Below are 23,242 nucleotides of genomic sequence, written 5' to 3' on the forward strand. Positions count from 1 at the left end.
TTCGGCACCAGACGTGCAAGCCTCGGGAGCGCCTCCCGTGGCCGGTGCCGCGCGCCCCGACCCGGTCGGCCGCTGGACCAGGGAGCTCCTCGACTCCGCGTACACACCCCTGTCCCGCCCGAAGGTCCGCCGCCGGCTGGCCGCGCACTGGGCCGCCCTGGCCGGCTCGGTGCGGGCGGCGGAGTTCACCCCGGACGCGGCGACCGCGCTCGGCGAGTGGCTGGTCGAGGCCCGGTTCACCGGCCAGGACAGCCTGAGCCGCACGGTCGAGGTGCTGGGCGCGGCACTGGCCGGCGACGACCCGGTGCGGGTGGCGCAGGCGCTGGGCGCGGTGGCCGCCGGCTACGCGAACGCGGCGCGCGACCAGATCTTCACCGAGCAGGAGGAGATCCGCACGTCGCTGCTGGTGACCCTGGAGCAGGCCCGCCAAGACCTGCACGACAGCGAAGCCCGGTTCCGCCAGGTGTTCACGTCCGCCGGCGCGGGCATCGCGATCTTCGACGCGGCCGGCCAGGTCGTGGAAGCGAACCCGGCGCTGGCCCGGATGCTGGGCCACACCGGGAACACCCCGGACCCGGGAAAGCTGTTCACCCAAGCAGACCTGGCCGCACTGCGCACCGCCTGGGAAGCCGCCGACAGAACAACCACCCCTCCCGCCCCCTTACCCCCCACCGCACCCTCTCCGCCCGCCCTGGCCGCTCTACCGACTCCCTCCCCGGTCGCTGCCACCAGGCTGGAGCAGCAGTTCACCGGCCCATCCGGCGATCCGATGTGGACGAACGTGGCCCTGTCCGCCGTACGCGACCCGGAGGGCAACCCGAAGTACCACGTGGCGGTGATCGAGGACGTGACCGAGCAGCGGATGCTGCGGGACTACCTGCGTCACCAGGCGTTGCACGACGTGCTGACCGGCCTGCCGAACCGGCAGAGCTTCCTGCCGAGGTTGGAGCGGGCGTTGAGCAGGCCGGGCTCGATCACGTTGTGCTACCTGGACGTGGACAGCGTGGCGATCGTCAACGACGGCATCGGCTACGAAGCGGGCGACGAGATGCTCCGGGTCGTGGCGCGACGGCTGACCACCGTGGTGTCCGGGGAGAACGCGACGGTGGCCAGGATCGGCGGCGACGAGTTCGTGGTGCTGATCGAGGACACACCGGACACCCCGAGCATCTCGGCGCTGGCCGAGGCGATCGACCAGGAACTGTCCGAACCGGTCTACCTGTCCGGCCGCGGCGTAGGCGTGACAGCGGGCATGGGTTTCGTCCGCACCTCCGCCCGCGACGGCGACGCGATGGCCCTGCTACGCCAAGCCCACTCGACCCTGCGCCGCGCGGAAACCGGAGGCAAGGGCCAATGGGGCATCTACGACGCCGGCCAAGACGCCCGAGACCGAGGCCGCCTGGCCCTGATAGCCACCATGCCGGGAGCCCTGGAAAACGGCGAAATAGCCATCGACTACCGCCCAATAGAACGAGCCACCCCCACCCCTCACCCCAGCGTCGACACCCCCTCCACCCACAACCCCCACTCCACCCACAACCCCCACTGCACCGACGACAACCGCTCCGCTGACGGCATCAACTCCAGCGACGACAACCGCTACGGCGGCAGCGATCGTGTCGCCGTTGCGGCCCGCCTACGCTGGGACGAACCGGAGTTCGGCGTCGTAGGCCACGAGGAGTGCCTAGCCTTCGCCGACACCCTGGGCCTGAGCGGCCACTTGGGAGAGTGGCTCCTGGACGAAGCCTGCGCCTTCGCCGCAGCAGAAGGCGTCCCGGTGGTGGTCCGCCTGTCAGCCGACCAGTCCCGAGACCCGGACCTGGCAACGAAGGTCAGCTACGCCCTGCGCACCACCGGCCTGGCCCCGGCGTGCCTCTGGGTGAGCCTGGCATCAAGCTGCCTGGCAAGCGGCCTGGACGCGGTGGAAGACAACCTGACCACCCTCGCGGACATGGGCGTCCGCCGCCTGCTCCACGGATTCGATTGCGGACTGCGCGAACTGTCCCTGGTACAGCGACACGCGCTACACGGCGTAGAGCTGGACACCCCACCCGCACACCAGCCCCACGGCTCGCCCAACGAGCAACCGACCGACCAGCCAGCCGAGCCTTCACCCCACCAGCACGCGGCCCACCAGCACGCGGCCCACCAGCACGCAGCCCACGAGCAGCCGGGCCACGAGCAGCCGGGCCACGAGCAGCCGGGCCACGAGCAGCCGGGCCACGAGTACCCGGCTCGGGAACCAGTGGCCCGCGAGGCGCTGGCCATGCTGGTGCCGCTGGTGCGGTCGACCGGCGCGCTGGTGATCAGCGACGTGCCGGGAGCCGACCTCACCGTGCGTTGGTGAGCACCACCACCCCCTCGCCTGTCCTCCGCGCGCCCGCGGGAGCATCGTTCTGTGTCCGGTGGCCGGGTGGCCGCCGCGCTGTCGGCACGTCCGGCGCTGGGCTGCGATCCGCTCGGCTACGGTCCGCTGGGCTGCGGTCCGCTGGATGCGGACGACCTGCCGCACGCTCGCGAGGTTGTTGGTCGCCCGAGTCGCCTCCGTGCCTATATAGGCTCATGCTTCGAGGCTGGCGTTCGGTTGTCATGATCCAGCCGATTCACTCGCACGTGTCATAACGGCAAGCAGCCCGCGCTGGGGAGCCGCAACAGCGGCGACGCGGTGGTGTGGCCGGATCAGCGCGGAACCGGAGGTCGGCTGCCGGCGTGCGGTGGCCCGTGGCCCGGCACCGGCCGTCAGGATCGGGGCGAGTCAGCGGGGCCAGTCAGCGGGCCACTCAGCGGGGCGGGTGTCAGCGGGGCGTCGCCAGGCATCAGCGGGCATCAGCGGGTGGGACGGCGGGGAGGGAGGGGACCAGGGGGTGGGTGATGGTGATGACTTCTCGGCTGTTCTCGGTGAAGGGCGTACGGTCCCACCAGCCGTAGCGTTCGGTCACCACGAAACCCCTGTCCCCCAGCAGTTCGTCCAACTCCGGGGCCGGCAGGAAGCGCAGTGACGCCCACGTCACCCTGGGCTGTTCCCACGGGCCGCTGTACGTCTCGCTGAACCTCACCACCCCGTCCACCACGCTCTCCACCTCGTGCGTGACCACGACCGTGCGCCCCGCCGCGTCGGTGATCTCGCTGGCGTCGGCGGGGTTCCAGCGCTCCCACCCCCGCACGGCCGGATTGCGGGTTTCGAAGGCGAAGCGGCCGGTGGGGGTCAGGGCTTGGCGCACCCCGTCGAGCAGCGCGCGTGCCTCGTCGTCGGTGAGCAGGATCTGGAACGCGTGGCCGGTCATCACCACCAGGTCGAACTCACCCGCGAACGGGACCGTGCCCAACGTTCCGCGCACCCACTCCACGTCCGGCCGGTCGCGGGCTTGGGCGAGCATGCCGTCGGCCGGGTCCAGGCCGCACAGGCGGCCGGTGTGCCCGTTGTCCCTCGCGGCTTTGAGCAGGGTTCCGGTGCCGCAGCCGACGTCGAGCACCGAGTTCGCGGACAGGACCAGCCTCAGGTAGAAGTCGTCGCTCGCGTCCCAGCCGTTGATCGTGTCGTAGAGCGCGGCCAGTTCTTCGTCTTCGTAAGGGTCCGGCATGTGACGCAGTGTGCCGAAACACCGAGGGCGGGTGCGCGGGGTTTTGTCCCCGCGCACCCGCCCCCGGTGTGGGATCTCAGGCGAAGGTGGGCAGCCGCATCGCGTGTTGCACCAGCGTGATCAGCGTCTGCTTGGTCGACTGGCGGTTGCGCGCGTCGCACGGCACGATCGGCACCGCCTGGTCGATGGTCAGCGCTTCGCGGATGTCCTCGATCCGGTGGTGCAGCAGGCCGTCGAAGCAGTTCACGCCGACGACGTAGGGCAGCTCGCGGTCCTCGAAGAAGTCGATCGAGGCGAACGCGTCGGACAGCCGCCGGGTGTCGACCAGCACGACAGCGCCGATCGCGCCGCGCACCAGGTCGTCCCACATGAACCAGAAGCGGTGCTGCCCGGGGGTGCCGAACAGGTACAGGATCAGGTCCTGGTCGAGGGTCACGCGACCGAAGTCCATGGCCACGGTGGTGGTCATCTTGTTCGGCGTGCTGGACAGGTCGTCCACGCCGACGCTGGCCTCGGTCATCACCGCCTCGGTCGTCAGCGGCACGATCTCGGACACCGAGCCGACGAACGTGGTCTTGCCGACGCCGAACCCGCCGGCGACCACGATCTTGGTCGACGTGACCGTCAGGCTCGGTGTGCCCGGCCCGGGAGCGCCACCGCTCATGTTGCTTCCGCTTTCCCTAGGAGAGGATCTAGCCACGCATCGCGACGTGCAGTTGGGACCTGATCTCCGGGGTGAGCTGCACGCCCACCCGCTCGACCAGGCGGGTCATCGCATAGCCGATGAGGCCGATGTCGCAGTTGGGCGCGGCCAGCACCGCCAGGCACGAGCCGTCGCTGATCGACATCAGGAACAGGTAGCCCCGTTCCATCTCGACCACGGTCTGCTTCACGTCGCCCGCCTCGAAGCAGCGCGCCGCGCCGAGGTTGAGGCTGACCAGACCGGACGCCACGGCCGCGAGCTGTTCCGCGCGGTCGATCGGGAGCCGTTCCGAGGACGCGAGCAACAGGCCGTCCGCGGAGACGACGATCGCGTGCGCCACGCCCGCGACGCGGCTCACGAAGTCGTCGACCAGCCAACTGAAGTTGTCCAGTTCCTCGGCTGCGGTGGTCACGTCTGCTCCTTGCCTTGGTTGCCGGGGTTTTCTCCGTTGCCGAACGGCGCGCCTTCCCAGGGCATCCCGTTTTCGTCGGCGGACTCGCGGCCCAGTTGGATGCCGCGCTGGTAGGTGGCGAACCGCTGGCGCAGCCGGTCGGCGGACCGGCGGGGCGGGGCGGCGGTGGCCACGCCCGAGGCGGCCGAGCTCCCGTTGGCGGACGGCGAGGAGGGGCGCTGCGGCGGCGCGCTCAGGGAGCCGGGCATCAGGCGGGCGTTGGGCACCCGCTTGGGCAGGCCGGCGGTGGTGGTGTCGTCCACTTCGGACTTGAGCTTGTCGCCGGCGGCGGACCAGCCCTCGTCGGCGGGGCCCCAGCCGGTGGTGGTGGCGGGCACCGGGGACGGGGCGGGGGCGCGCTTGGGGAGGCCGGCGGCGGTGGGTGTCGGGCTGACCCGCTCCACCTTCTCCGGCTTCTCGGGGCGGTCGGGGTCGCCGATGAGGTCGACGCGGTCGGCGTACACGGTCGGTTCGGCGGACGGGTCGGGGCCGACCAGGTCGACCCGGTCGGCGAACATGGTCCGCTCGGCCGGGGTCTCCGGCGGGACGGTGTCGCCCAGTTCGCCGTGCACCGCCGCCTCCGCTCCCTCGGTGCCCTGGAACCAGCGTGACAGCACGTCCTCGTAGATCGGCAGCCGCTGGGTGGACGCGTCGTCTTCCTCCACGACGATCGGCGGCGCCGCGGCCGTGCCGGGGTAGGAGTAGTCGATGGCGCCTTGGGCGGGCGGCTGGGTCTCGACGACGGTGGCGGTGAACAGGTCGGCCGCGGGGGTCTGCTCGACCTGGAAGTAGTTCGGGCCCTCGTCGGCCGGGGCTTGCACGACCTGCGGGTACGGGGCGGCGGTCTCGGCGGGGGCCGGGAACGGCGCGGGGGTGGCGTCGGGTGCGGTGAAGGACGCGGGTGCCTGGTCGGGTGTCCACTTGGGGACGCCGGCGAGCACGCCGACGCCGCTGCCCTCGATCTCCAGCGGCGCCTGGCGCTGCGGGAGGGCGGGCGCGGGCCGGGCGGCCAGCGGTTCGGGGCCGCGGTGCAGCAGCGACACGGGCAGCACGACCTGGGCGGTCACGCCACCCTCTATGTCGTCGTTGTTGGTCAGCGTCACCCGGATCTCGTGCCGCTTGGCGAGCTGGCCGACGACGTACAGGCCCATCTCGCGGGCGACGGACACGTCGACCTCGGGCGGTTCGGCGAGCTTGATGTTCGAGTCGATGATGTCCTGCTCCTGCATGCCGACGCCGCGGTCGTGGATGCGGATGGACACCTCGCCGCGCCGGGTCTCGATGGCCCGGACGGTCACCTTGGTGGTGGGCTTGGAGAACGCGGTGGCGTTGTCCAGCAGCTCGGCGATGAGGTGCGCGAGGTCGTTGACCACGCGGCCCTGGACCTTGAGCTCGGGCGCGGGCGCGACCTGGACGCGGGCGTACTTCTCGACCTCGGACACGGCCGCGCCGAGCACCTCGTTGATGGGCACCGGCCGGGTGACCCGGCGGTTGACCGTGGTGCCGGAGAGCACCAGGAGGTTCTCGCTGTTGCGGCGCATCTGGGTGGCCAGGTGGTCCAGTTCGAACAGGCTGGCCAGCTGGTCGGGGTCCTGCTCGTCCTGCTCCAGCCGGTCGATGACGGTGATCTGCCGCTCGACCAGCGCCTGGGAGCGGCGCGAGAGGTTGATGAACATGTCGTTGACGTTCGCGCGCAGCGCCACCTGCTCGACCGCGAGTCGGACGGCTTCGCGCTGCACGGCGTCGAACGCCCGCGCGACCTGGCCGACCTCTTCGGTGGTGTGGATGGGCACCGGCACCAGCGACTCCTCGGCGGCGCGGGCGGGGTCGCGGTGGGTCCGGATGCGCTTGATCGCCTCGGGCAGGCGGTTGCGGGCGACGTCCATGGCGGCGCGGCGCAGCACGCGCAGCGGCGTGAGCATCGAGCGGGCGACGAAGGCCATCAGGGCGAAGGCGAGCAGCAGGGCGACGGCGACCAGGGCCGCGTCGCGCCAGGCGGCGCCGCGGGCGCCTTCGGTGAGGTTCACCGCGGTCCGGTCGGCCTGCTGCTCGATGTCGAGCGAGATCTGCCGGTAGAGCGCGCCGGTCTCCTCGCCGACCCGCATGACCTCGGCGTCGGAGATGGACACCTCGCCGGACTCGTCCTGCTGCACGAGGGCGAGCTGGACCAGCCGGCTGCGGGCGTCCACGGCGGCACCGGACACCGTGTCGGAGTACCGCTGGCGGTTCTCCTGGGTGGAGGTGTTGGCGAAGTCGGTGAGCGCGGCGTCCAACCGGGACTGGGCGGCGCGCAGGGCGTTGACCTGTCCGGGCGCGAACTCGCCGCGCTTCGCGGTGGACAGCAGGATCGCGTTCTGCTGGAAGAGCTGTTCCTTCGCGCTGTAGAGCGCGAGGTTGGCGCCGGAGAGCGGGGTGATCTCCTCGTTGCTGAGGCTGCTGGCGGTGGTCCGGTGCACCTGGGCGAGGGCGCTGAGCACCTGGCCGTAGGCGCTGGCCACCGAGATGTCGGGGTACTTCGTGGTCAGCGTGGTGTTGCGCAGCGCGGACAGGCCGTCGAGGGACTGCAGCGACTTCTGGAACGACTCGCGCACGCTCTCGTCGATGCCCGAGGTGGACGCGGCGACCTCGCGGTACTCGCCGACCTCCTGGTCGACCTTCGCGGATCGGGCGACCAGGTCGGCGCTGTTGTCCGCGCGCCCGCCCGCGACGAACCACACCGCGGCGTCGCGTTCGAGCTGGAGCGCGTCGGACACGGCGGCGGCCTGGGCGGACAGCTGGAGTTCGCGCTGCACCTTGCCGTAGAGCTCGACGTCGTCGAGCTGGGTGTTGAGCCGCAGGCCCGCGAGGGTCAGCGTGCTCAGCGCGGGCACCAGGAGCACCACGGCCAGCTTGCTGCGCAGCCTCCAGTTGCGCAGGCGCCACCGGGAGATCTCCCGGTCGGCGGGCGCGGTGGTGCCTGTGCTCGGACCCGGTTCGGGCGGAACGGCGTCCACCGTCTCGTCGGGCTCAATCCGCTCCGGTTCACTCCCGGAGGCGTGGTCATCGTGACCGCGCACCGTCAGCACACTCCCCAGCCCCCCAGCCAGTTAACGACACGTCCTTACAAACCCGGTGGATCTTGGTGGAAAATCCCCCGGAGTCATACCGCCGTTCGGACGAGGACGCCGGTATTTTGCAAATCAACCATTGTCCCGCACCGCCGCGGGTCGCGGGCTAAACGATCGCTAACCCGCGTTCACGGCTTTTTCACGCCACCGACCCGAACGGATAACGCGTCGCGGGGGAGCCCGTCGCCGGGCTCCCCCGCGACCGGGTCAGCTACCCGACGCGGCCACCAGCATCGGCTTGACGTCGAAGTCCTTCTCCAGCAGACCATAGGTTTTCATCAGCGTCGCCACCCGCTGCAGGCGGGTCGCGTCGAGCGTGGTGGGGAACTCACCGAAGTGAACCAGGCTGGCGGTTTCCTTGTCGACCTTGGCGTACTCCACCAGCAGCGGCTCGACCGTGGGGCGGTCGGCCGCGTCGCGCTGGCCCTTGGTCAGCGCGCGCTGGAACGCGGCGACGGTGTTCGGGTTCTCCTTGGCGAACTTGCCGGTCGTGCCGTAGCCCGCGACCGGGATGCCGTCCGTCGGGCCGGACGCGGCGTCGAGCACCGTGATCGCGCCGATCGCGCGCTGGGCCTTGCTGATGAACGGCTCGACCATGAAGGCGGCGTCGACGGTCTTGTTCTGCAGCGCCGCCTGCATGTCCGGGAACGGGAACTCCTTGAAGGTCACCGACTTGGGGTCGACGTCGTTGGCCTCCAGGGTCGCCTTCGCGGTGAGCTCGGCGATGTTCTTGAACGTGTTGATCGCGATCGTCTTGCCGGCCAGGTCCTTGGGCGACTTGATGGTCGAGTCCGGGCCGGTGAGGATCAGGAACATCTCGGGCTTGGCCTGGTAGCCGTCGTTGATCAGCTTCAGGCCGTCCACGCCCTTGGCCACGTCCTTGGCCTGCGCGGCGAAGAACGAGACCCAGTTGCCGAACGTGATGTCCAGCTCACCGTTGACCAGACCCGGGATGGCCGCGGCGCCACCCTGGATCGAGACCGGCTCCACTTCCAGGCCCTCGTCCTTGAAGTAGCCCTTCTTGATCGCGACGTGCACCGAGGCGACGTCGAGGATCGGCAGCAGACCAAGCTTGATCTTGGTCTTTTCGACCTTGCCCGGAGCGGCGGCGCCGTCCGTCGGCTTGTCCGTGGAACCGCCGAGCAGACCACAGCCGGAGACCACGGCGAGCATCGTGAGCGCGGTCAGTCCGCCGATGATCCTTCTTGCCGAGAGGCCGACTCTTCGAGTCATGGGGGGCATCTCCTGTTGGAGTGGCGACAGTGCGGGGGCAGGATGCACGGGCGACAGGTGGTCAGTGCAGAACCCACTCAAAGTGACTTTGGTGGTTCGACAAGACCCCAGTCGACCGACACTCGAAGGCTGATCCACTACCTTCGGTGAGCATCTTTGCACAGGCTGTCCAGAGGTTGGGGTACGCGGTGAGCGATCTTGATGGGGAATGGGCCGTACAGAGCAACCGGCGTCCGGTGGGGATCGTCGGCGCGGGACCGGCCGGACTGACCTTGGGGAACCTGCTCCAGCAGGCCGGGATCCCCTGCGTGGTGCTGGAGCGGGGCACCCGCGAGCACGTCGAGACGCGCCCCCGCGCGGGAGTCATCGAGCACCGGGCCGTCCGGATGCTGGACGACCACGGCCTGGCCGACCGGCTGCTGGCCGAGGCCGACCGGCACGGGGCGTGCGAGTTCCGGGTCAACGGGCGGGCCTACGAGGTGGACTACTCGTCGCTCTACGACGGGCAGACGCACTACGTCTACCCCCAGCAGGAGGTCGTCAAGGACCTGGTGGGCGCGTACGTGGCGGGCGGCGGTGACGTCCGGTTCAGCGTCACCGACGTCGAGCTGCACGACATCGAGAGCGGCGAGCCGTCGCTGACCTGGACCTCCGCCGACGGCCGCGCGGAGCGGCTGGACTGCTCGTTCATCGCCGGCGCCGACGGCTTCCACGGGGTGACCCGGCGCAGCATCCCCGCCGGGGCCATCCAGGAGTTCTCCCACCAGCACGGGATCGAGTGGCTGTCGATCCTGGCCGAGGCGCCGCCGTCGACGCACAAGGTGATCTACGCGCTGCACCCGGACGGTTTCGCCGGGCACATGCTGCGCAGCGCGACGGTGTCGCGCTACTACCTCCAGGTGCCGGTGGACGACACGGTGGACAACTGGTCCGACGAGCGGGTCTGGACCGAGTTGCACAAGCGGTTCGCGCTGCACGACTCGGACTGGTCGTTGACCGAGGGCCGGATCATCGAGAAGCGCATCCTGGACATGCGCAGCCATGTGGTCGAACCGATGAACCACGGCAACCTGTACCTTCTCGGCGACGCGGCCCACATCATCACGCCGGTGGGCGCAAAGGGAATGAACCTCGCTTTGCACGACGCCGAGGTGCTGGCCGCCGCCCTCACCGCTTTCCACCGATCGGGTGACGAGACTGGACTGAACGAGTACTCGGACACCTGCCTGCGCCGGGTGTGGCGTGCCCAGGAGTTCTCGCAGTGGATGGTCTTCATGATCCACCGCTCGCCGGAGCCGTTCCTGAGCCGATTGGGCCAGGCGCGACTCGAACACCTCATCGGGTCCGGGTCGTCCGCCGGGTATTTCGCCCAAAACTACGTCGGCCCCTGAAGAGGGTCCCGCACCCCACCGCGACAACCGCCGGGGGCGGGCGATTCCGGCGAAAGAATCGTCCGCCCCCGGCGGTGGCAGCACAATTCAGGACGACGCGGCGCGGTCCTCCGCCTCGGCGCGGGAAACCTCGGCGCGCTCGGCCTCCGCCCATTTCGCCGCGGACTGCTCGTCGGCCTTGCGGCGGGCGCGCACCTCACCCGAACCCTTGCCGACGTTCAACAACCGCGCCACCTCCGCGCGCAACCCCACGAACGCGTCGGACTCGCGCGTGGTGATCTGGTCGCGCGGCGCGGGCAACCGCACCGGCAGGTCCGCCACGACGGACGCGGGCGAGCCGGAGAGCACCAGGATCCGGTCGCCCAGGTACACGCTCTCGTCGATGTCGTGGGTGACCACCAGCACCGTCGTGTCGTGCTCGGCCTTGACCTTGAGCAGCAGGTCCTCCAGCTCGAACCGGGTCTGCGCGTCGACCGACGCGAACGGCTCGTCCATCAGCAGCAGGGCCGGCCGGTAGGCCAGCGCCCGCGCGATCGCGACCCGCTGCTGCATCCCGCCGGAGAGCTGCCACGGGTACTTGCGGTGCGCCTTGGACAGTCCCACCCACTCCAGCGCCTCGGCGGCCCGCGCGCGGCGCGCGGAGCGGCCCAGCGAGCGCTTGAGCGGGAACTCGACGTTCTTCTGCACCGACAGCCACGGGAACAGCGAGCGGCTGTAGTCCTGGAACACCACGGCCAGGTCGTCGGGCACCCCCAGCACCGCGTTGCCGTGCAGGGTCACCTCGCCCCTGGTCGGGCGGACCAGGCCGGAGATGGTGCGCAGCAGCGTGGACTTGCCGCAGCCGGACGGGCCGACCACGCAGACCAGCTCACCCGGCCCCACGGTGAACGAGAGGTCGGCGATGGCGGTGTGGGCACCGTCCTTCGCCTGGTAGGTATGGCCGAGATCGGCCACGGACAACATCGCGGTCATGTCAAGCCTCCACCGTCGCGGGGGTGCGCTCCCGCTTCGGCTGCCACGACAGGGCGCGGCGCTCGAAGACCAGGAGCACGGTGTTGAGGACGTAGCCGAGGACTCCCAGGAGGACGATCCCGGCCCACATGTCGGGGAAGTCGAACTCCCGCTGGGCGACGAGGAGTTGCGACCCGATCCCGTTGTCGGTGCCGACCAGTTCCGAGACGACCATCAGGACCAGGGACAGCGACAGGCTGACCCGGAGCCCGGCGAAGATCTTGGGCGCGGCGGCCGGCAGGACGACACCGAGGACCCATTGCGCCTTGGGGATGCGGAACACCGCCGAGGTCTCGGACTTGGTCGCGTCGACGGAGCGGGCGCCGTCGACGCTGTTGAGCAGGATCGGCCACAGCACGCCGAACACGATCGTGGCGAGCTGCATCTGCGTGCCGACGCTGAAGACCAGCAGGAACACCGGCACCAGGGCCGGCGGGGGGATGGAGCGCAGGAAGGTCAACAGCGGCCCGGCGTACTGCATGGCGGCGGCGGACCGGCCGAGCGCCACGCCGAGCGAGATGCCGATCAGGGCGGCGATGCCCCACCCGGCGAGCAGCCGGCCCAGGCTCGGGAACACGTGCTCGAACACCGTGTCGGTGAGGAACAGGTGGTCCGCGGGACCGGACAGCCACAGCGTCCACGCCGATTCGGCGATCACGGTGGGACGCGGGAAGAACGGGTCGTCGGCCACCCAGGTCAGCAGTTCCCAGACCACGACGAGGCCCGCGAACACCGCCCAGCGCTGGACGAAACGGGTCATGACCGGCCTCCGGTGACCGTGCTCCACGCGACCCAGCGGCGTTGCGCGCGTTCCAGGCCCTCGTTGACCGCGAACCCGATCACACCCGCGACCACGGTCCCGGCCAGGACCAGGTCCATCCGCCCCGCGCCGCTGCGCGCGTCCATGATGAACTGCCCGAGGCCGCCACCGGAACCGCCCGCCAGCAGTTCGACGCTGACCAGCACGACCAGGCAGGTCGTGGCGGCCAACCGGATTCCGGTGAGGACGAACGGCAGCGAACTGGGCAGCGCCACCGAGAACAGCACCCGGACCCGGCCGGTGCCGAACACCCGGGCGGTCTCCACGAGCAGCGGGTCCAGCTCGTCGAGCGCGTAGATCGTGTTGAACAGGATGGGCCACACCGCCGCGTACACGGCGAGCGTGATCTTCAACTCCGGCCCGATGCCGAGGACCAGGATCGCCAGCGGGATCAGCGCCACCGACGGGATCGGCCGCAGGAACTCGACCACCGCGCGGGTCGCGTGCCGCACCGCGGGGACGCTGCCCAGCACCAGTCCCAAGGGGACGGCGATGCCGGCGGACAGTCCCACCGCGATCAGCAGCGCCAGCACGGTCGCGATCACGTCGCGTAAGAACGCCTGGTCGCCCAACAGCCGGGCTAACTCGACCCCCACCACGGAAGGTGGCGGCAGATACTCCGCGGGAACCAGCCGTGACCGGCCGAACAGCTCCCAGATGACGAGGAACCCGGCCACACCGAGCAGTCCTCGGGTGAGCGCACGCACGCGCAACGCCTACTTCCAGTTGATCAACCCCAGCCAACGCGGCTCAATCTAGAGAGTCGGCACCCATCGCGACAATGAGTGCACGACAAATCACTGTCACGAATGTTCACCGGTCCGGGCGGTGGGCCGCCGGGCCGCCGGCGCCTCCGGCGACCGGCCGGCTAGGGGCACGGCGGGCGGAACGGCAGGTCCGGGAAGTGCCCGCGCCACTCGTCGGCGGTCATCCTGGGGTGGGCGGTCGCGCAGATCCGCTCCTCGACCCGGCGGGGGTCGGTCTCGCGCAGCACGATCGACGTGCCGACCCCGGTGACCAGCGTGTGCCCGTCCGGCCCGAACGCCAGCGGGGTGCCGCCCTCCTTCCCGGACAGCACGGCGACCTCGCGCGGCGGGGCTGTCGCGGCGAGCTCGAACAGGTGCACGTCGCCGTCCGAGGCGGCGGCCGCCGCGAGCGAACCGCCCACCGCCAGCGACCGCACGTCGCCCATCAGGTCGCCGCGCACCACCGAGTCGGGCTGCCCCGGCACCTCCCGCCAGTGCACCGCCCGCCGCCGCTCGTCCACGACCACCGGGTGCCCGCCCGGTCCGACGGCCGCCCGCGAGGACGTGGTGAACCCGATCGCGCCGGGCCTGCGCGCGGGCCGGATCGGGTCGCTCACGTCCCACACCGCGATCCGACCGTCCTGGGTGGAGACCAGCAGCCGGCCGCCGGCCGGGTCGAAGGCGAACTCGGCCACGCCGGGCACCTCGTCGACGGCGGTCCGGGCGCGCGAGACGATCCCCAGCGTGGCGGTGCCGCGCAGGTCGAACCCGCCGCCGGGCGCACCGACCGCGAAGAACGCGCCGTCCGGGCTGAACCGCACGGCGGACCCGCCGGGGAACTCGCCGACCTGCTCGGGCGCGGCCGGGTTGGTGGTCCGCCAGACCCGGGCCACCTGGCCCGCCCCGATCGTGACCAGCCGGTCGCCGCCCGGACTGAGCGCGGCGGCCAGCACCGGGCCGGGGTGCCGGGTCAGCCGCCACGCGGTGCGCAGGCCGCGCGGCCCGGAGATGTCGGCCAGCCGCAGCACCCCCTCGACGTCGAGGGTGAGGGCGAGGCCGCGCCCGGCGGCGACGTCGACCGCCCGGATCCGGGTCGGCTGGCCCAGCGGCAGGTCGGCGAAGTCCATCAGCCGGGCGGTCCCGTCCAGGCCCGCGACGACCACCGCCCGCCCGCCGACGCCGAGCGCGAGCGTGTCGCCGAGCCGGCCGGTCAGGTCGGTGAGCAGCGCGGGCGCGGTCCGGTCGGTCAGGTCCCAGATCCCGCCGGTGCGGTCGTCGGCCCCGACGACCAGCGCGCGCCCGCCCTCGCCCAGCGCGAGCCGGCGGATCACGCCCGAGGCGTGGTCGACCGACGCGGTGCGCACCGGGTGCTCCAGGTCGGCGAAGTCCCACACGTCCACGCCCCGGTCCTCCCCCGCCGTGACGACCACCCGCGCGTCGGCGGCGACCGCGAACGCCGTCGCCCGGCCGTCGTGCGGGGCGAACTCGACCGGCCGGCCGGGGTCGGACAGCCGGCACAGCCGGATCCGCCCGGCGTCCTGGACCAGCAGCACGTCGTCGGTGAGGAACGCCGCGGTGTCCCACGCGGCGCCGGCCAGGCCGGGCAGCGCGCCGAGGTCCGGGCCGGGCACCGGCCGGCGCAGGTCCGCGAGGTCCCACACCACCGGTGAGCGGTGCTGGTAGCCGACCGCCAGGTAACGGCCGCCCGGCGCGAACGCGACCGAGACCGGGCTGTCGTCGACCTCGGGGTGGACCAGCCGGCCCACCTCCCGGGGGTTGCCCGGGTCGGCGACGTCCACCAGCACCGGGTGCCGGCCGGTGACCGCGAGCAGCCGGCCGTCGCGGCGGAACGCCAGGTCCCCCATGCCGGGCACGACACCGCGCCGGACCGGGCGGTGCGGGTCGGCGAAGTCCCACAGGTCGATGTCGGGGTCGGCCCCGTCGCCGACCAGGGCCAGCAGCGACCGGGCCGCGTTCACCTCGAGCCGCCGCCCCGGCGCGACGCGCGTCGAGTACGGCGTGGTGAACGCGTCGAACAGCGCGTCGCGGGTCTCAGGCAGCGGCCGCAGGCGGTGCGCGGCCAGGGTGAGCTGCAACGCGAGCGCCGGGTTCTGGTCACGCAGCCCGGCCGCCTCGCTGAGCACCTTGCGGGCCATCGCGATGTGCAGCTGCTCGGTCGCCGCCAGCTCCGCCCGCCCGGCCCGGACCGTGGACAGGCCCGCCAGCAGCAACAACACCCCGAGCACGCCGATGAGCTGCCGCAACCGCCGGGTGCGCCGGGTCTCGGCGGCGGCGACCGCCTCCTGCGCCCCGATGCTCGCGTCGAGGAACCGGGCCTCGGCCGGGGTCGGCCGGGCGGTGGGGCCCGCCGCCCACTCCCGGGCCACGGCCAGCCGCGCGCCCCGGTAGAGCGAGCCCGGCTCGCGGTCGAAGGCCTCCCACACCCGGGTCGCCTCGGTGAGCATCCGCTGCACCCGCAGCCCCGCCCGGTCCTCGGCGATCCAGTCGCGCAGCCGGGGCCAGCTCCGGATCAGCGCCTCGTGCGCCACCTCGACGGTGTCCCGGTCCAGCACCACCAGCCGGGCGTCGGCCAGCACGGCGAGCACCTCCGGGTGGTCGACCTCGTCGCGGGCCACCCGCCGCTTCACGTCCGCCGAGCCCGCGTCGACCGCCACCAACCGCAGGAACACCTGCTTGGCCAGCGCCCGCCGCGGCTCGGTCAACCCCAGGTAGACGGCTTCCGCGCTGCGCGCCACGGAGTGCTCGACCCCGCCCGCCGCCTCGTACCCGGTCAGCGTCAGCGCCATCCCGCGCCGCCGCCGCCAGGTCTCCAGCAGCGCGTGCGACACCAGCGGCAGCGCGGCCGGCTGGCCCGCCGCGTCCGACACCAGCCGGGTGACCAGCGCCGTCTCGACCTTGCAGCCGGCCGCCGCGGCCGGTTCGACGATCGCCTCGCGCAGCTCGTCGGCGGTCATCGGACCGACCAGGACGTGGCCGCCGCGCAGCGCCGCCACCAGCTCCGGGTAGCGGCCGCAGTGCCCGAGGAAGTCCGCCCGCACGCCGAGCACCACCCGGAGCCGGCTGGTCGGGGCGGCCGCGGCGGTGGTCAGGGCGGCCAGGAACGCGGTCCGCTGCGCCGGGTCCGGGCAGACCGTGAACAGCTCTTCGAGCTGGTCGACCACGAGCAGCAGGTCGTCGTCGCCGGCGACCAGCCGCTGGCGGACCCGCAGGTGCAGGTTCTGCGGGTAGGCGGTGAACTCCTCGACCAGCGACCCCGGTGGTTTCCCGGCGAACGCGGCGACGTGCACCGCCAGCTCCTCGACCGGCCGCGCGCCGGGCGTCACCACCAGCACCGGCCCGGTGGCCCGAGCCGCCAGCCCGGCCCGCAGCAGCGAGGACTTGCCCGAGCCGGACGCGCCGAACACGCCGACGAACCGGCGGTTCGCGACCAGCTCGACCAGCTCGCCCACCAGCCGGTCGCGGCCGAAGAACCGGTCGGCGTCACCCACCTGGAAGGCGGCCAACCCGGCGTACGGGGGCGCGTGCCGGTCGGTCGGGGAGGGAGCGCGGTCGCCGGCGGCGAGTTCCCGCCAGCGCTCCTCCCACCACCCGACGTCCCCGCCGCAGGCCCGCACGTAGGCGAGGGTCACCGCGAGACTGGGCCGCTTGCGGCCGTTCGCCGCCTCCGACAGCGCCGCCGCCGAGTAGTGCGCGTTGCGGCTCAACTGCCGGTAGGTCGGGCTGCCCGCCTGCTCGCGCAACTTGCGCAACTGCCCGGCGAACACGCCCAACTCGCCCGCGCCCTCGTCTAACGGGCTCTCCCGCCTGGCCATCGCCGCCCCCTCGTCACCGGGGGCCGATTGTTCAGAGAAGCCTGTTCAGCGTCCACGCCCCGACACTGAACAACCCGGGTGCCGTAGCAATGGACGTGGTCGGAGGGGGTACGACCAGGGGGAGGGTGGAGGCGCCCGGACCAGGCGCCCGGTCCGGGCGCCTCCACCGCGACGACTACATGCCGACGGCTTTGTACAGCGAGCCGACTTCCTGGCGGTTGAGCACCCGCATCGAGCCGGGGCGCTGGTTGCCCAGCTGCACCTCGCCCACCGCGGTGCGCACCAGGTGCTCGACCGGGTGGCCGACCGCTTCGAGCAGCCGGCGCACGATGTGCTTGCGGCCCTCGTGGATCACGACCTGGACCAGCGCCCGGCCGGGCGCGGAGGAGATCAGCTTGAACGAGTCGACCGTGACCGGGCCGTCCTCCAGCTCGATGCCCGCGCGCAACCGCTTGCCGACGTCCTTGGCGACCGGCCCCGGCACCTCGGCCAGGTAGGTCTTGGACACCCCGTACGACGGGTGCATCAGGCGGTGCGCCAGGTCGCCGTCGTTGGTCAGCAGCAGCAGGCCCTCGGTGTCGGCGTCGAGCCGGCCGACGTGGAAGAGCCGCTCCTTGCGGTTGGCCAGGTAGTCGCCGACGCACGGGCGGTGCGTCTCGTCGTGCATCGTGGACAGCACGCCGCGCGGCTTGTTCAGCACGAGCGTGACCACGTCGTCCTTCAGCACCACGCGCACGCCGTCGACGTGCACGACCGCCTTGTCCGGGTCGATCCGGCGGCCCTGCTCGCGGACCACCTCGCCGTCGACCTGGACGCGGCCCAGGTCGATCAGCTCCTCGGCCACACGTCGAGAGGCGATGCCCGCCTTGGCGAGCACCTTCTGGAGCCGAATCCCTTCGGGTCCCTGGTCAGACATCGTCGATCGCATCCACTTCGGGCAACAGGGGGGCGATCGGCGGCAGGTCGTCGAGCGACGACAGCCCCAACCGCTCCAGGAACAGTTCGGTAGTGCGGTACAGGAGACCGCCCGTGTCGGTGTCGGTGCCCGTCTCGGCGATGAGCCCGCGCGCGACCAGCGTGCGGATCACCCCGTCGACGTTCACCCCGCGCACCGCCGCGATCCGGGCCCGGGTCACGGGCTGCCGGTAGGCGATGACGGCGAGGGTCTCCAAGGCGGCTCGGGTGAGCTTGGCCCGCTGCCCGTCGAGCAGCAGCTTCTCCACGAACGGCGCGAAGCGGTCCCGCGTGTAGAACCGCCAGCCGTCGCCGATTCTACGCAGGTCGATACCGCTGCGCTGGTCGGTGTACCGCGCGGCCATCGCGTGCAGGGCCCTGGTGACGCGCTTCACCGGCTGCTCGAACACGCCGGCGAGCTGCTTCTCGTCGATCGGGGTGTCCACGACGAGCAGCACGGACTCCAGCGCGCCCTCGAACTCCCGGTCGTCGGTGAGGTCCGGCAACCCCTCGACCGCCTCCGCCGCCGGGTCCGGCTCCGCGACCGGGTCCGCGTCGACCGGCGCGGGGAACAGCCCGTCGTCGGCCACGGGCTGATCCGCGGTGGTCTGGCCTGCGGTGGTCTGGCCTGCGGTGGTCTGGCCTGCGGTGGTCTGGCCTGCGGTGGTCTGGCCTGCGGTGGTCTGGTCGGCCGCGGTTCCCGGCTCGGTCACCCGTACTCCTCGTCCTCGTCCCGGGCCTGCGCCCCGGCGTCCTCGACCTCGCCGCCGACCCACGTGATCCGCAGCTCGCCCAGCGGGTCGGGCTGGTCGAAGGCCAGCGCCCGCTCCCGGTACAGCTCCAGCAGCGCGAGGAACCGGGCCACGACCTCCATCGTCTCGGTGCACTCCGCCACCACCTCGGCGAAGGTCATGGTGCCGCGCTCGGCGAGCAGCCCGCGCAGCAGCCCGGCGTGCTCGCGCACCGAGATCCGGTGCTGGTGGACGTGCGAGGTGGACACCGTGCGCACCGGTCGGGGCCGGAACACCACCGCGGCGATCTCGCTGAAGCGCCGCGCGTCCACCCCGAGCATCACCTCGGGCAGCAGCCCCTCGTAGCGCACCTCCAGCGCCACCGACCGGGGGTAGCGCCGGTACGCGCCCTGCTCCAGCTCCCCGAACAGCGCCGCGACCTGCTTGTACGCCCGGTACTGGAGCAGCCGCGCGAACAGCAGGTCGCGCGCTTCCAGCAGGGCCAGGTCCTCTTCGTCCTCGACGTCGCCCGCGGGCAGCAGCCGGGCCGCCTTGAGGTCGAGCAGGGTGGCCGCGATGACCAGGAACTCGGTCGTCTCGTCCAGGTCCCAGCCGTCGCCCAGCGCCCGGATGTAGGCGATGAAGTCGTCGGTGACCTGGTGCAGCGCCACCTCGGTGACGTCCAGCGTGTGCTGCGAGATCAGCTGCAGCAGCAGGTCGAACGGGCCCTCGAAGTTGGTCAGCTTGACCTTGAAGCGACCGTCCGCGACGGGGTCGTCGGCGGGGGGCCCGGCGGCGGCCGGGGCGTCGGGTGGAGCGCCGCTCACCGCTCGCGCAACCTACGGACCAGCAACGAGTCCTCGCCGAGCTCTTCGAGGTCGTCGAGCACTATCGCGATGGCCTCGCGGACCACCCGACCCCGGTCGACGGCCAGGCCGTGCTCGCCGCGCAGCTCCAGCCGGGCGCGCTCCAGGGCGAGCAGCTCCTCGTCCGAGACGTACACGGTGATCTTGGTCGAGTGCTTCTGCCGGCCGGTGCCCCGGCGCGGGGCCTGCTCCTCCTCGGTGGGCTGCGCGGGCACCGCGTCGAACACCGCGGGACTGGTGAGGCGGAACAGCTCGGACGCGCCCGGCAGCGAGGGGCGACGGGTCACCGGGCGATCACCTCGCGCGCCAGCGCGCGGTAGGCCTTCGCGCCCGCCGAGCGGGGCGCCCACCGGGTGATCGGCTCGCCGGCGACGGTCGTCTCCGGGAACCGGACGGTGCGGTTGATCACCGTGTCGAACACCACCTCGCCGAACGCCTCGACCACGCGCGCCATCACCTCGCGGGAGTGCAGGGTGCGCGGGTCGTACATGGTGGCGAGGATTCCGGTGATCTCGAGCTTCGGGTTCAACCGCTCCCTGACCTTCTCGATGGTGTCTATCAGCAGCGCGACGCCGCGCAGGCTGAAGAACTCGCACTCCAGCGGGATGAGGACGCCGTCGGCCGCCGCCAGCGCGTTGACCGTGAGCAGCCCGAGCGAGGGCTGGCAGTCGACCAGCACGTAGTCGTAGTGGTCGATGACCGGGCGCAGGGTGCGGACCAGGGTGTGCTCGCGGCCCACCTCCGACACCAGCTGGATCTCCGCCGCCGACAGGTCGATGTTGCTGGGCAGCAGGTCCATGCCCTCGACGTGGGTCTGCATGATCACGTCGCGGACCGTCACGTCGCGTTCCATGATCACGTTGTAGATGGTCTGGTCGAGCTGGTGCGGGTGCACGCCCAGGCCCACCGACAGCGCGCCCTGCGGGTCGAAGTCGACCAGCAGCACGCGGCGGCCGTACTCGCTCAGCGCCGCGCCCAGGTTGATCGTGGACGTGGTCTTGCCGACCCCGCCCTTCTGGTTGCAGATGGCCAGGATCTTGGCCGGCCCGTGGTGGGCGATCAGCGGCGGTTCGGACACGACGCGCAAGGGTCGCCCGGTGGGGCCTATCTCGCCCGCCGACTGCTCCGCGGCGTCCTCGTCGGCCGGCGCGGCGTGCGGGGCGAGGCTCAGTTCGACCGACGCCCTGGGCACACCGGACGGTGGCGTGGGCGGCGGAGGGCCGCCCCACGGGCCCGCGTGTTCCGGTGTCGACATCGCCTTCCCGATTCCTAGTCCTCTGCCTGGGCGCAGCCTAGGCACACCGCCGGGACCCGGCAACGCGCCTCGCCGCAGCACGGACGAGCAGTTCTCAACGCACGGCGGTGGTCCGATCGGCGGCCCGGAGCACCACGTCGAGCAGCCCGGGGAACAGCGCGTCCAGGTCTTCGCGGCGCAGCGACACCCACCGCTGGTTCCCGCACGCCCTGGTCCGGGTGACGCCCGCCTCGCGCAGCACCCGCAGGTGCTGGGACAGCGTCGACTTGGCGACGTCCACGGCGAGCGCGCCGCAGCAGCGCTCCCCGTCGGCCTCGATCTGGAGGACGACGGCCAGCCGGGTCGGGTCGCTCAGCGCGTGCAGCACCGCGCAGAGGTCGATGTCGGCGGCCTGCGGCTCGTCGATGGTGGGCACCGGCACGGCTCCTCCAGCTTGTCGCGTCCGGGGTGGGGCTTGTGTTCTACGTGGTCGGCTGCGGGATGTCACCCCCTGCACACATCACCCGAAAGGCTGACGTCCGAGTGGGTTGCCCCACAGTACCCGTGGGGGTCTCATGTTCCACCGGTCGCGCGGGGGTGCGCGGTCGCGTAGACCTCGCGCAGGGTGGTGACCGTGACCAGGGTGTAGACCTGGGTGGTGGTCACCGAGGCGTGGCCCAGCAGCTCCTGCACCACCCGCACGTCCGCGCCGCCCTCCAGCAGGTGGGTGGCGAACGAGTGGCGCAGGGTGTGCGGCGAGACCTCGGCGGTGATGCCCGCCCGTCGCGCCGCCGTCTTGAGCACCTGCCACGCCGTCTGCCGGGACAGCCGGCCGCCCCGGGCGTTGAGGAACAGCGCCGGCGTGCCGCGCTTGACCAGGCCCGGCCGGGCCCGCACCAGGTAGGCCTCCAGCGCGGCCAGCGCCGGGCGGCCCACCGGCACCAGCCGCTGCTTGCCGCCCTTGCCGTCGAGCAGCACGGTCCGCTCGGTGGTGTCCACGTCGTCCACGTCCAGCCCCACCACCTCGGAGATCCGCGCGCCGCTGGAGTACAGCAGTTCCAGCAGGGCCCGGTCGCGCGGTGTGCCGGGCACGTCCAGCAGCCGCAGCACGTCGTCCACCGGCAGCGCCTTGGGCAGCCGGCGCGGCGGCGTTGGTGGGCGCACGGCCCGCGCCGGGTCGTCCGGCACGAGACCTTCCAGGTGTGCGAATTTGTGCAGCCCGCGCACCGCGACCAGGGTGCGCGCGGCCGACGACTCGGCCAGCCCCGCCTCGCGCAGGCTCGCCAGGAAGTCCCCCACCAGTGCCTCGGTCACCCCGGCGAGCCGGTCCACGCCGCGCGCGTCGAGGTGCTCGGCGTAGCGGCGCAGGTCGCGGGTGTAGGAGTCGAGCGTGTTGCGGGACGTGCCGCGCTCCACCGCCAGGTGGTCGAGGAAGGCCGTGATCGCGTCCCGCGCGGTCGGGTCGCTCACAGCTGCGCCAGCGGCACGTGCGGCAGGTTGTGCGCCCTGGCGACCTCGGCCTGCACGATCGAGCCGCGCACCGCGTTCACGCCCTTGGCCAGCGCCGGGTCGTCCGCCACGGCCTGCCGGAAACCCTTGTCCGCCAGTGCGGTCACATACGGCAGTGTGACGTTCGCGAGCGCCCACGTCGAGGTGTGCGGCACCGCGCCGGGCATGTTGGCCACGCAGTAGAACAGCGAGCCGTGCACCCGGAAGGTCGGGTCGTCGTGCGTGGTCGGGCGCGAGTCGGCGAAGCAGCCGCCCTGGTCGATCGCGATGTCGACCAGGACCGAGCCCGGCCGCATGGTCGACACCAGGTGGTTGTCCACCAGCCGGGGCGCCTTCGCACCGGGCACCAGCACCGCGCCGATCACCAGGTCGGCCCACCGGCACGCCTGCTCCACCTCGTAGGCGTTGCTGGCGACGGTCTGCAGGTGGCCGCGGTAGGTGAAGTCGATCTGCCGCAGCCGGTTGACGTTGGTGTCGAGCACCACCACCTCGGCCTGAAGCCCGAGCGCGATCGCGGCGGCGTTCATCCCGGCCACGCCCGCGCCCAGCACCGCGACCTTGCCCGCCGGGACGCCCGGCACACCGCCGAGCAGCACGCCCCGGCCGCCCTGGTTGCGCTCCAGGCAGTGCGCGCCGACCTGCGCGGCCATCCGCCCGGCGACCTCGCTCATCGGGGCGAGCAGCGGCAGCGACCCGTCCGGCAGCTGCACGGTCTCGTAGGCGATCGCATCGATACCGGAGGCGACGACCGCGCGCGTGCAGTCGGCGTCGGCGGCCAGGTGCAGGTAGGTGAACAGGGTCTGGCCCGGCCGCATCCGGTGGTACTCCTCGGCCACCGGCTCCTTGACCTTGAGGACGAGTTCGGCGTCGGCCCACACGTCGTCCGCGGTGGGCGCGACCCGCGCGCCGGCGGCGGCGAACTCGGCGTCCGGGATCGCGCTGCCGTCCCCGGCACCGCTCTCCACCAGCACCCCGTGCCCGCGCCGGGCCAGCTCGACCACGCCCGCCGGGGTGATCGCGACCCGGTGCTCCTGGTTCTTGCGCTCCCGAGGGATTCCGACCAGCACCTGGT

The 23,242-nt window shown here is 72.2% G+C and carries 19 protein-coding genes; 2 read left to right on the top strand and 17 right to left on the bottom strand.

The window, feature by feature from the left end; translation table 11 throughout:
- Positions 1 to 37 precede the first annotated feature (37 nt).
- A complete protein-coding gene (locus BN6_RS49245; RefSeq protein WP_015103900.1) occupies positions 38 to 2,347 on the top strand; it encodes a diguanylate cyclase domain-containing protein in 2,310 nt (769 codons plus the stop codon).
- A 469-nt stretch (positions 2,348 to 2,816) separates the two neighbouring features.
- On the opposite strand, the gene BN6_RS31550 is transcribed toward BN6_RS49245, so the two are convergent.
- From BN6_RS31550 to BN6_RS31570, 5 genes are all read right to left on the bottom strand, one after another.
- Entirely contained in the window at positions 2,817 to 3,581 is a 765-nt protein-coding gene (locus tag BN6_RS31550; protein WP_051075810.1) for a class I SAM-dependent methyltransferase, read from the bottom strand.
- Positions 3,582 to 3,657: 76 nt separating this feature from the next.
- Complete coding sequence (locus BN6_RS31555; protein ID WP_015103903.1) at positions 3,658 to 4,245, bottom strand: GTP-binding protein; 588 nt, start codon at positions 4,243 to 4,245, stop codon at positions 3,658 to 3,660.
- 28 nt (positions 4,246 to 4,273) lie between these two features.
- Positions 4,274 to 4,696, bottom strand: a complete 423-nt coding sequence (locus tag BN6_RS31560; protein ID WP_015103904.1) for a roadblock/LC7 domain-containing protein — start codon at positions 4,694 to 4,696, stop codon at positions 4,274 to 4,276.
- Entirely contained in the window at positions 4,693 to 7,791 is a 3,099-nt protein-coding gene (locus BN6_RS31565) for a nitrate- and nitrite sensing domain-containing protein (protein WP_015103905.1), read from the bottom strand. The genes BN6_RS31560 and BN6_RS31565 overlap by 4 nt, the downstream gene beginning before the upstream one ends.
- A 258-nt stretch (positions 7,792 to 8,049) precedes the next feature.
- The gene (locus tag BN6_RS31570; protein WP_015103906.1) at positions 8,050 to 9,075 is read right to left on the bottom strand and encodes an ABC transporter substrate-binding protein; all 1,026 of its coding nucleotides are present in this window, start codon (positions 9,073 to 9,075) and stop codon (positions 8,050 to 8,052) included.
- A 188-nt stretch (positions 9,076 to 9,263) separates the two neighbouring features.
- On the opposite strand from BN6_RS31570, the gene BN6_RS31575 reads away from it, so the two are divergent.
- Positions 9,264 to 10,466 (top strand): 4-hydroxybenzoate 3-monooxygenase, encoded by a 1,203-nt coding sequence (locus BN6_RS31575; protein WP_015103907.1) that lies wholly within the window; start codon positions 9,264 to 9,266, stop codon positions 10,464 to 10,466.
- 87 nt (positions 10,467 to 10,553) lie between these two features.
- Here BN6_RS31575 and BN6_RS31580 read toward each other — a convergent pair whose 3' ends face one another.
- The 12 genes from BN6_RS31580 to ald all read right to left on the bottom strand — a co-directional run bounded on the left by BN6_RS31580 (position 10,554) and on the right by ald (position 23,237).
- Positions 10,554 to 11,438 carry an ABC transporter ATP-binding protein gene (locus BN6_RS31580; protein WP_015103908.1) on the bottom strand — a complete coding sequence of 295 codons (885 nt, stop codon included), beginning with the start codon at positions 11,436 to 11,438 and terminating at the stop codon, positions 10,554 to 10,556.
- Between the two features lies 1 nt (position 11,439).
- Positions 11,440 to 12,237: an ABC transporter permease gene (locus BN6_RS31585; protein ID WP_015103909.1), complete on the bottom strand. Its 798-nt coding sequence runs from the start codon at positions 12,235 to 12,237 to the stop codon at positions 11,440 to 11,442.
- On the bottom strand, positions 12,234 to 13,004 hold the full coding sequence (locus BN6_RS31590; protein ID WP_015103910.1) for an ABC transporter permease: 771 nt from the start codon (positions 13,002 to 13,004) through the stop codon (positions 12,234 to 12,236). The genes BN6_RS31585 and BN6_RS31590 overlap by 4 nt, the downstream gene beginning before the upstream one ends.
- A gap of 161 nt (positions 13,005 to 13,165) precedes the next feature.
- Positions 13,166 to 16,876, bottom strand: coding sequence for an nSTAND1 domain-containing NTPase (locus BN6_RS31595; protein WP_015103911.1), 3,711 nt, complete (start codon positions 16,874 to 16,876; stop codon positions 13,166 to 13,168).
- Between the two features lie 175 nt (positions 16,877 to 17,051).
- Entirely contained in the window at positions 17,052 to 17,792 is a 741-nt protein-coding gene (locus BN6_RS31600; protein WP_041314739.1) for a pseudouridine synthase, read from the bottom strand.
- Entirely contained in the window at positions 17,785 to 18,543 is a 759-nt protein-coding gene (scpB, locus tag BN6_RS31605; RefSeq protein WP_015103913.1) for an SMC-Scp complex subunit ScpB, read from the bottom strand. The genes BN6_RS31600 and scpB overlap by 8 nt, the downstream gene beginning before the upstream one ends.
- Positions 18,540 to 19,388, bottom strand: a complete 849-nt coding sequence (locus BN6_RS31610; protein ID WP_015103914.1) for a segregation and condensation protein A — start codon at positions 19,386 to 19,388, stop codon at positions 18,540 to 18,542. Before BN6_RS31610 ends, scpB begins: the two co-directional genes overlap by 4 nt.
- Positions 19,385 to 19,714, bottom strand: coding sequence for a hypothetical protein (locus tag BN6_RS31615; protein WP_015103915.1), 330 nt, complete (start codon positions 19,712 to 19,714; stop codon positions 19,385 to 19,387). The genes BN6_RS31610 and BN6_RS31615 overlap by 4 nt, the downstream gene beginning before the upstream one ends.
- Positions 19,711 to 20,682 (bottom strand): ParA family protein, encoded by a 972-nt coding sequence (locus tag BN6_RS31620; RefSeq protein ID WP_015103916.1) that lies wholly within the window; start codon positions 20,680 to 20,682, stop codon positions 19,711 to 19,713. Before BN6_RS31620 ends, BN6_RS31615 begins: the two co-directional genes overlap by 4 nt.
- Positions 20,683 to 20,776: 94 nt before the next feature.
- On the bottom strand, positions 20,777 to 21,097 hold the full coding sequence (locus BN6_RS31625) for an ArsR/SmtB family transcription factor (protein WP_041318767.1): 321 nt from the start codon (positions 21,095 to 21,097) through the stop codon (positions 20,777 to 20,779).
- A 137-nt stretch (positions 21,098 to 21,234) separates the two neighbouring features.
- Positions 21,235 to 22,131: a site-specific tyrosine recombinase XerD gene (xerD, locus tag BN6_RS31630; protein WP_015103918.1), complete on the bottom strand. Its 897-nt coding sequence runs from the start codon at positions 22,129 to 22,131 to the stop codon at positions 21,235 to 21,237.
- Entirely contained in the window at positions 22,128 to 23,237 is a 1,110-nt protein-coding gene (ald, locus tag BN6_RS31635) for an alanine dehydrogenase (protein WP_015103919.1), read from the bottom strand. The genes xerD and ald overlap by 4 nt, the downstream gene beginning before the upstream one ends.
- Positions 23,238 to 23,242 lie beyond the last annotated feature (5 nt).

Source organism: Saccharothrix espanaensis DSM 44229 (genome assembly GCF_000328705.1).
In the GTDB taxonomy this organism is placed as follows: Bacteria; Actinomycetota; Actinomycetes; order Mycobacteriales; family Pseudonocardiaceae; genus Actinosynnema; species Actinosynnema espanaense.

Coding starts and splice junctions, on each gene's coding strand:
- BN6_RS31550 (WP_051075810.1), bottom strand. CDS start 3,581: ATGCCGGACCCTTACGAAGACGAAGAACTGGCCGCGCTCTACGACACG.
- BN6_RS31555 (WP_015103903.1), bottom strand. CDS start 4,245: ATGAGCGGTGGCGCTCCCGGGCCGGGCACACCGAGCCTGACGGTCACG.
- BN6_RS31570 (WP_015103906.1), bottom strand. CDS start 9,075: ATGACTCGAAGAGTCGGCCTCTCGGCAAGAAGGATCATCGGCGGACTG.
- BN6_RS31580 (WP_015103908.1), bottom strand. CDS start 11,438: ATGACCGCGATGTTGTCCGTGGCCGATCTCGGCCATACCTACCAGGCG.
- BN6_RS31585 (WP_015103909.1), bottom strand. CDS start 12,237: ATGACCCGTTTCGTCCAGCGCTGGGCGGTGTTCGCGGGCCTCGTCGTG.
- BN6_RS31595 (WP_015103911.1), bottom strand. CDS start 16,876: ATGGCCAGGCGGGAGAGCCCGTTAGACGAGGGCGCGGGCGAGTTGGGC.
- BN6_RS31600 (WP_041314739.1), bottom strand. CDS start 17,792: ATGTCTGACCAGGGACCCGAAGGGATTCGGCTCCAGAAGGTGCTCGCC.
- BN6_RS31620 (WP_015103916.1), bottom strand. CDS start 20,682: ATGTCGACACCGGAACACGCGGGCCCGTGGGGCGGCCCTCCGCCGCCC.